Genomic DNA, 8,061 nt, shown 5'->3' with positions numbered 1-8,061 from the left:
GCCGAAGGGCTGTGGGAGAGTAGGACGCCGCCGAACACCCTTCACAACCCGGGCCCCGGTCGAGAACACCACGTTCTCCCGGGGCCCGGGTTGCTTTTATATGCACCCACACCCAACCCCACACAAGCCACTCCGACAGACTCCGCTTAGCGCCCCGAAGACCACCTTCGAGGACTCAACTGTGCTGTGACGGCCGGGAACGCGGCATCAGGTGCCGTGAAGGCGTCCTCGGGGGCATGTGCCGGGGTTTCGCGACTCGTTCCCGTTCCCGCGCTCCTGCCTCGCAAGCGGCCTTCATAGACGTGAACGCCGCGGATGTGGCCTTCGCGGGGCCTGCTCTGCTCCGGGGCGCATGCCCTGAAGGGGCCCTTGAGGGAATCTGACGCCGCGAAGGCTGCCTTCAGGGCATAGGCGCCACCATGCCGCCCGCCGCGAGGGGCGAGATCGCGGCGTCAGATTCCCCGAAGGGGTCCTTCAGCGGCGATGGGGCCTGCGGCCGCGGTGGCGGCGGATGAATTTGCGCATGCCGCCCTGGCCCCTTCGGCCGTGAAGCAACGTGAGGACGAGGGCAGCATGCGCACAGGCTCTTCAGTGACCTGCGAGTTCACGCCTGCTCGCGGCCTTTCGGGGCCTAAATACAGCTCGGGGACCAAGCCCCTGACACGGGGCTCCGCGCTTCCGCCACCCACCTCACCAGAATCGACGCGCACGCATCACTATGCGCTCCAGGGCAATGCGCACACCCCTCACCACCCGACACTCATGGGAGCATCGATCAGGCGCTGGGGCGGGCTGTCGCCGAAGAGGTGCTCGAAGAATTCGGCGCCGCGGGTGAACATCGCCCGCGCGAACTCGGCGAGCGCGAACTCGGCGAGCGCGAACTCGGCGAGCGCGGCCTCGACGTCATCGGGATGCCCATTCCGCGACTTCGGCTAAGCCCCGGTACCCGGCTGCTGCGGGCGTGGGGGGAACTGCCCGCGGTCACCGCCCTGCCGGTCGGGGAAGCGGCCGCCTCGCCGGTGGTCGAAGCCGTGGTTCCCACCCCGGTCGTGCGGCGACGACCCGGATTCGATCAGCGCCATCCCGCCTCCGCCGATGAGCAGTCCGATGACACCCACCGCGACCAGTTGTGTCGCGCGGTGCCGGACGAACCGGCCGAACCCGCCCGTCCGCGCCGGGGCGGCGGGTACCTGCGGCGGGACGGCCGCGGACGGTGGCGCGGGCGCGGTGGACTCGGCCGGTTCCGCAGGGGTGGCGGAACCGGCGGGCGCGGGCTGCTCGAGCGGGCGGGTTGTCTCGTCCGGGCGCTCTTCCGGCTTGTCTGACATGACGTGCTCCAGTTCCCTGACGGCGGTGGTCGCCGTTCCTGGTTCCAGCGTGCATGTCCTTGCTGTGCGGCCCCTGTGCGCAGGCTGTCGATATCCGGTCGCCGCGCCGGAAACCCGCCCGGTGCGGCGTCAGGAGACGGCGGCCAGCGTCTCGAGGATCTGCTCGCCGTACTTGGCCAGCTTGTTCTCCCCGACCCCGCTCACGCCGCCGAGCTCGGCGAGCGTGCCTGGCGATTCGGTCGCGATCTGGCGGAGGGTCGCGTCGTGGAAGATGACGTACGCGGGCACGCCCTGCTCCTTCGCGGCCGCCGCGCGCCACGCGCGCAGCCGTTCGAACACCGGCACGGCCTCGTCGGCTAGTTCGACCGGAGCCGCCTTCTTCGATTTCGCAACGGCTTTCGCGGCGCGTTCCGGTTCGCGGCGCAACCGGACCTGCCGTCCTTTGTAGAGCACTTCCTCACTGCCGGGGGTGAGCACGAGCGTGCCGTAGTCGCCTTCGACCGAAAGCAGGCCCTGCGCCAGCAACTGCCGGACCACGCCCCGCCACTCGGTGTCCTTCAGCTCGGTCCCGATGCCGAACACCTTGAGCTGGTCGTGCCGGTGCTGCGTGATCTTCGGCGTGCTCCGCCCGAGGAGGATGTCGATCACCTGCCCGGCACCGAACTTCTGGTTCCGCTCGTTGAGCAGGCGGACCACAGTCGACAGCAGTTTCTGCGCCGGAACGGTGCCTTCCCACGACTCCGGCGGGGTGAGGCAGGTGTCGCAGTTCCCGCACCGCTCGCCTTGCTGCCCGAAGTAGTTCAGCAACTGCACTCGACGGCATTCGACGGTCTCGCACAGTGCGAGCATCGCGTCGAGGTGCGCCGACAGCCTGCGCCGGTGCGCCTGGTCGCCCTCGGAGGTGTCGATCATCTTCCGCTGCTGCACCACGTCCTGCAGCCCGTAGGCGAGCCACGCGGTCGAGGGCTGCCCGTCCCGGCCGGCGCGGCCGGTCTCCTGGTAGTAGCCCTCGACGGACTTCGGCAGGTCGAGGTGCGCGACGAAGCGGACATCCGGTTTGTCGATGCCCATGCCGAACGCGATCGTCGCGACGACCACGAGGCCGTCCTCGCGCAGGAACCGCGACTGGTTCTCCGCACGGGTGCGCGCGTCGAGCCCGGCGTGGTACGGCACCGCCGGGATCCCGTTCTGCACCAGGAACTCCGCGGTCTTTTCGACCGAGGCGCGGGACAGGCAGTAGACGATCCCGGCGTCACCCGCGTGCTCGGTGCGCAGCAGCTGCAGGAGCTGGCGCTTCGGCTCGTTCTTGCCGACGATCCGGTACTGGATGTTGGGCCGGTCGAAGCTCGCCACGAAGTGCCGGGCCTCGCCGAGGTTGAGCCTGCTCGCGATCTCGGTGTGGGTGGCCTCCGTCGCGGTCGCGGTCAACGCGATCCTGGGCACCGACGGCCACCGCTCGTGCAACTCGGACAGCGCGAGGTAGTCGGGCCGGAAGTCGTGGCCCCACTGGGAAACGCAGTGCGCCTCGTCGATCGCGAACAGCGCGATGGTGCCGCGGTCGAGCAGCTGCACCGTCGACTCCACCCGCAGCCGTTCGGGGGCCAGGTAGAGCAGGTCCAGCTCGCCGGAGAGGAACGCGGCCTCGGTTTCCCGCCGCTCGTCGAATCCCTGCGTGGAGTTGAGGAACCCGGCGCGGACACCGAGGTTGCGCAGCGCGTCCACCTGGTCCTGCATGAGCGCGATGAGCGGTGAGATCACCACGCCGGTGCCCTCGCGGACGAGCGAGGGGATCTGGTAGCACAGCGACTTCCCGCCGCCGGTCGGCATCAGGACGAGCGCGTCACCGCCGTCGACGACCTGACCGATGATCTGCTCCTGCTCGCCGCGGAACGAGTCGTATCCGAAGACGCGGCGCAGGACGTCGAGTGCGGTGGGGGTTTCGGTTTCGGCGGAAGCCATTGGGCGATTCTAGGAGGACTCCGGGGCGGGGTGGCGGGCGACTCTCGGCGGCCTCGGGAGCGACCAGGCAACGCTGTCCGGGAATTCACCTTTCGCGGCACCGGGAACGGTCAACGGACGCCACGGGGCCGGAACTGGACGCTGATCCGCGGGCCCGCGTTCGCCGCCTTCGGCACCGCGTGCTCCCACGTGCGCTGGCACGAACCGCCCATCACGATGAGGTCGCCGTGCCCGAGCGCGCGCCGCACCGTGGCGCCGCCGCCACGAGGGCGCAGCGCCAGCGTGCGCGGCGCGCCCACCGAGACGATCGCGATCATGGTGTCCTCCGACGAGCCGCGCCCGATGGTGTCGCCGTGCCACGCCACGCTGTCGCGCCCGTCGCGGTAGTAGCAGAGCCCCGCGGTCCGGAACGGTTCCCCGAGTTCGCCCGCGTAGTGCTCGCTCAGCGCTGTCTTCGCGTCGGCGAGCACGCGGTCGGGCAGCGGGTCCCGCTCGTCGTAGAAGCACAGCAGCCTGGGCACCTCGACCGTGCGGTCGTACATCCGGCGCCGCTCGCCCCGCCACGGGACGACGTCGGCCAGGCGCTGGAACAGGGCGTCCGCACCGGTGAGCCAGCCGGGCAGCACGTCGATCCAGGCGCCACGGCCCAGGTCGGTGCGGTGCAGCCCGGTGAGCGGCCCGAGGCCTGCCTGGTCCGCTTCGGCGAAGAGCGACTCCTGCAGTTCGACGGCCATGCCACGACTGTACCGCACGCTCGAACTGGTGTTCGACAGCTCGTCGCGGCCCGGAAAGTGTCGGTGCGGTGGGTTACCTTCGCGTCATGTCGTTATCCGTGCACGAACGCGAACAGTTCCTCGCCGAGCCGCACATCGCCGCGCTGTCCGTCTCGGCCGGTCCGGACCGCGGCCCGCTGACCGTGCCGATCTGGTACGCCTACCAACCGGGCGGCGAGCTGTGGCTGCTCACCGGCGTCGAATCGCGCAAGGCCAAGCTCATCGAGGCGGCGGGGCGGTTCACCATGATGGTGGAGCGCCTCGAACCGTCCATCCGGTACGTCGCGGTGGAGGGGCCGGTCACCAGGACGGCGCGAGGCACGCACGAGATGCTGTGGGAGATGAGCGCGCGCTATCTCCCGGAGGAGAAGCTGGCGGGCTACGTCAAGATGGCCGAGGCGGAGCACGGGGAGCAGCTCGCGGTCTACCTGCGCCCGGAGCGCTGGATCTCGGCGGATCTCGGCGCGGTCTGAACCGTCACGGCTTCGGCGCCGCGAAGAGCCGGCCGAGGCAGGCGCCGCACGCGGTTCGCGTCGCGACGACGAGCCACGCTGTCTCGCGATCGCGCTGAAACCCTCGGAAACCTGAGCTCGGTGTCCATCGGGGTGGGCGGGTGCCCGCCCACCCCGATGGCCTAAACCAGGTACGACTCCACCGCGTCGGCCGCCTTGTCCGCGCCGCCGTGCGCGCGCACCTCCCGCTGGATTTCGGCGAGCCGCGCGGCGATCTCCGGCGACCCGGCGACGGCGTCCACGGCCGAGCGCAGCGTCGCCGCCGTGACCTCGTCCGAGGGCAGGTGCCTGCCGGCACCGAGCTGCTCCAGCACCGCGGCGTTGCCGAACTGGTCGACGGCCTGCGGGATCGCGACGGTCGGCACGCCGAACCAGAGCGACTCCGTGCACCCGCCCATCCCGGCGTGCGTGATGAACGCCGACGCGGCGGCGAGCACCGCGAGCTGCGGCACGGTTTCGTGCAGCTCGAACCCGTCCGGGACGGGGCCGAGCGAGGCGCGGTCGACCTTGTCGCCGATCGACATCACGACATGCCACCCCGACCCGGCGAACGCCTCGAAGCAGGCGCGGAACACCTCGGGCTGGTCGTTGAAGGCGGTGCCGAACGAGACCAGCAGTACGGGTTCGCCACCCGGCGGCGGCGTCCAGCTCCGGTCGGCCAGCCGGACCGGGTCGAGGCACGGGCCGACGAACCGGACCCGGTCGGGCACCCGGTCCGCGTTCGGCTGCATGGCGCGCGGGATGAGCGACAGCACGTGCTCCGGGTGTGACTGCCAGTCCGAAGCCGGCCGGTCGATGCCGTTTTCCCGCAGCCACGCGTCGAACGTCGCGTAGTAGCTCTTCCCCGAGTCCGAAATGGCGATCGCTTCGAGCGTTTCGGCCAGGTCCGCCTCGTAGCCGTCCCAGGCGACGTAGGTGGGGGAGAGCTGCACGGCGGGCACGCCGTAGCGCGCGCCGAGCACGGGACCGGGCAGGCCGCCGATGTCGTAGAGCACCAGATCGGGCCGGTCGTCGTCGAACCGCTCGGTGAGCCGGGGCAGCACCCCGATGCCCTCGTCGAGGAAGACGCGCATCGCCGACGCCGGGTCCTCCGGCCACGCGGCGGCGTCGCCGAGCGGGAGGATCGACGGGTGCGTGACCGGTTCGGCGCCGGTCGGTTCGACGAGTCCGGTGAGCGCTTCGCCGACGGCGTAGCTGACCCGGTGTCCCCTCGACACGAGTTCCCTGATCACGGCGAGCGAGGGGTAGACGTGGCTCGGCGCGGTGCAGCCGACCATGAGGATGTGGTGGCGGTTTCGCATGATTTTCCTGTCGCATTCTCGGAAAGGCGTTCGACGGCGCGCAGGAGTGCGCCCGGTTCGGGCCGGGAGCAGCTCAGAAGGGGCGGCCCGGTGGCGGGCCTGCCCTGCGGTCGCGCCGGATCAGCAGGAGCGCAAGCGAGGAAACATGATCATGTGCGGGACCCTACGGATGCCCTTGGCCCGCGGCAACCGGGTTTTCCGGGACGTGCGCCGCGGTGAGCGGCGTGTCCACCGCCCAGCCGAGCGCGGTGTAGAGGCCGTGCCCGTCCTCGCTCGCGACGAGCACCGCGTGCGTGGCCCCGCGAGCCGCGGCGGCGGAACCGAGCGCGCCCATCACGAGCCGCCCGAGGCCGCGCCTTCGGTGGGCGGGTTCGGTGACCACCTGGTCGATCGTGGCCGACGAGTCCCACAGCGCGACACGTCCCGAAGCCGCCTTGCCGCCGTCGCCCGCGCGAACGAGGACGTCGAGCGTCGCTTCGCCTTCCCGGATCTCGACGGTGTACCCGCGCGGCGGTTCCTCCGTGCGGGCCGCGCCGAGGCCGGTGGACATCAGGTACTCGGGCGCGCCCGCCCGCCACGCGAGCCCAGCGCGGCGACGGTGTCCGCCCGCGGCCCGCAGACCTTCAACCAGGTACCCGGCGAGGCGACCGACCGCGCCCGGTCACCCGCCGTGCCCGTCCCGGTGAGCACGTAGCGGACCCGGTGCCCGTGGCGCCCCACGTCGATGCGGAACCCGTCCGGCTCCGGCGTGGGCGCGGCGGTCCCGCGAGAGCGCGCCCATCCGTGCACCCACTCGGTCACCAGGGCCCGCGGGTCGTGCGCGGTCCGAAAAGGCGCGTCGGCGGCGGAGTCCATGCGATCATCCTGGCACCGCGCGGCCGGACGGGTGAGGGGACGGGACGGTGGACTTCGACACGGTGGCCGACGAGCTGTACGCGCTTCCGCGTGCCGAGTTCGTGGCGGCCCGCGACCGGCGGCAGGCCGAGGCCCGCAAGGCGGGCGACCGCGAGCTCGCCGCCCGGATCAAGAAGCTGCCGAAGCCGACGGTCGCGGCAGACGTGGTGAACCGGCTGGTCAGGGAGCACCGGGAAGACGTCGAGGCGCTCGCGGCGCTGGGGGAGGAGCTGCGGGAAACGCATCGGACCGGAACCGGCCGCCCGCTGCCGGAGCTGACGAAGGAACGGCACCGGCGGGTGCGGGAACTGGCCGGCGGCATCCGCGACGAGTCCTTTTCGGACAGTGCGGCGATCGCGGTCGAGGAGACGCTCAACGCGGTCGTCGCCGACGCGGAGTCCGCGGCCGCGGTGCTGTCCGGGCGGCTGGACCGGGAGCGGAGCACGTCCGCGGATTCGGCGACCACGTGGCTGCTGTCCGGGCCGGAACCGGGAACGCGGCCGTCGCTCAGGGTGATCCGGTCGCCCGAGCCCCCGCCCGCGTCGAAGGGGACGGGCAGACCCGGCAGGGCGCGGCAACGTGACGTGGCGAAGGCGAAGAAGGCCGTCGAAGAGGCGGAGGGCAGGGTGTCGGAGGCCGTGCGCGCGCTGGAGAAGGGGCAGCGCGTCGTCGAACGCGCGCAGAACCGCGTGGTGAAGCTGCGGGCGCAACTGCGCGAGGCAGAGGACGCGGTGGTCGAAGCGAAGGAGTCCGTGACCGAGCTGGGGCGCGAGCAGCGGAGTGCGCTCGCCGAACAGGCCGGGGCCAGGGAACGGCTCCAGGCGCTGGAAGGCGGTTAGCCATCTCCTTGCTTCGATGAAACAGGTGGCCCGAGCTGGTGCGCACCACCGGCCGGTTCGCTGGGGCGCCGCGCAGGGACTGGAGCGCGCGTTCGACCCGGTCCGGGTCGGGGCTTCGCGGGGTTGAGAACTTCTGACCGCGCGTGACCGGCGGCCATTGCCTGGCCAAATCGCTGAGCTGCGCGGATGTGGGGAAATGGCCACAGATCGTGTTCAGGCTCCCACTGGGCGCGATGATCTTCTATGGTGCTGGGTACTGGGGGTCGGCGCGGGCCCGTACCGCGTACCCGCTGCGGGCGCGCGCCGATTCTGGGCTGTCGTGACACCGGTCGGTTTGCTCGGCGCCGCGAGACGTGGTCTAGGTGTATTGCCCTGTGAGGTTGGGGACGCGGCTGGCGGGTGGTTTGCCGGTGAGTGCGGTGTGGCCGCGGTGGTGATTGTAGGTGTGTAGCCAG

At 71.3% G+C, this 8,061-nt stretch carries 8 protein-coding genes; 3 read left to right on the top strand and 5 right to left on the bottom strand.

Annotation, left to right across the window (positions count from 1 at the left end):
• Positions 1 to 806: 806 nt before the first annotated feature.
• Positions 807 to 1,325, top strand: coding sequence for a hypothetical protein (locus ABD256_RS43775; protein WP_344432283.1), 519 nt, complete (start codon positions 807 to 809; stop codon positions 1,323 to 1,325).
• 132 nt (positions 1,326 to 1,457) lie between these two features.
• Here the strand turns inward: ABD256_RS43775 and recQ are convergent, their stop codons facing one another.
• Positions 1,458 to 3,287, bottom strand: a complete 1,830-nt coding sequence (recQ, locus tag ABD256_RS43770) for a DNA helicase RecQ (protein WP_344432281.1) — start codon at positions 3,285 to 3,287, stop codon at positions 1,458 to 1,460.
• Between the two features lie 110 nt (positions 3,288 to 3,397).
• Positions 3,398 to 4,021 (bottom strand): alpha-ketoglutarate-dependent dioxygenase AlkB, encoded by a 624-nt coding sequence (locus ABD256_RS43765; RefSeq protein WP_344432279.1) that lies wholly within the window; start codon positions 4,019 to 4,021, stop codon positions 3,398 to 3,400.
• 86 nt (positions 4,022 to 4,107) lie between these two features.
• Between ABD256_RS43765 and ABD256_RS43760 the strand changes: the two genes are divergently transcribed.
• Positions 4,108 to 4,533, top strand: a complete 426-nt coding sequence (locus ABD256_RS43760) for a pyridoxamine 5'-phosphate oxidase family protein (RefSeq protein WP_344432277.1) — start codon at positions 4,108 to 4,110, stop codon at positions 4,531 to 4,533.
• Between the two features lie 161 nt (positions 4,534 to 4,694).
• Here ABD256_RS43760 and ABD256_RS43755 read toward each other — a convergent pair whose 3' ends face one another.
• From ABD256_RS43755 to ABD256_RS43745, 3 genes are all read right to left on the bottom strand, one after another.
• Complete coding sequence (locus tag ABD256_RS43755) at positions 4,695 to 5,873, bottom strand: macrolide family glycosyltransferase (protein WP_344432275.1); 1,179 nt, start codon at positions 5,871 to 5,873, stop codon at positions 4,695 to 4,697.
• Between the two features lie 163 nt (positions 5,874 to 6,036).
• Positions 6,037 to 6,423 (bottom strand): GNAT family N-acetyltransferase, encoded by a 387-nt coding sequence (locus ABD256_RS43750; RefSeq protein ID WP_344432273.1) that lies wholly within the window; start codon positions 6,421 to 6,423, stop codon positions 6,037 to 6,039.
• Complete coding sequence (locus tag ABD256_RS43745) at positions 6,423 to 6,728, bottom strand: hypothetical protein (RefSeq protein WP_344432271.1); 306 nt, start codon at positions 6,726 to 6,728, stop codon at positions 6,423 to 6,425. The genes ABD256_RS43750 and ABD256_RS43745 overlap by 1 nt, the downstream gene beginning before the upstream one ends.
• A gap of 47 nt (positions 6,729 to 6,775) precedes the next feature.
• Between ABD256_RS43745 and ABD256_RS43740 the strand changes: the two genes are divergently transcribed.
• Positions 6,776 to 7,606 carry a hypothetical protein gene (locus tag ABD256_RS43740; protein WP_344432269.1) on the top strand — a complete coding sequence of 277 codons (831 nt, stop codon included), beginning with the start codon at positions 6,776 to 6,778 and terminating at the stop codon, positions 7,604 to 7,606.
• The last annotated feature ends 455 nt before the right edge of the window (positions 7,607 to 8,061 follow it).

It is taken from the genome of Amycolatopsis minnesotensis, from assembly GCF_039529815.1.
Taxonomy (GTDB): Bacteria; Actinomycetota; Actinomycetes; order Mycobacteriales; family Pseudonocardiaceae; genus Amycolatopsis; species Amycolatopsis minnesotensis.
The sequence above is the reverse complement of the archived record's forward strand: the minus strand, read 5'-3'. Positions and strand labels throughout refer to the sequence as shown.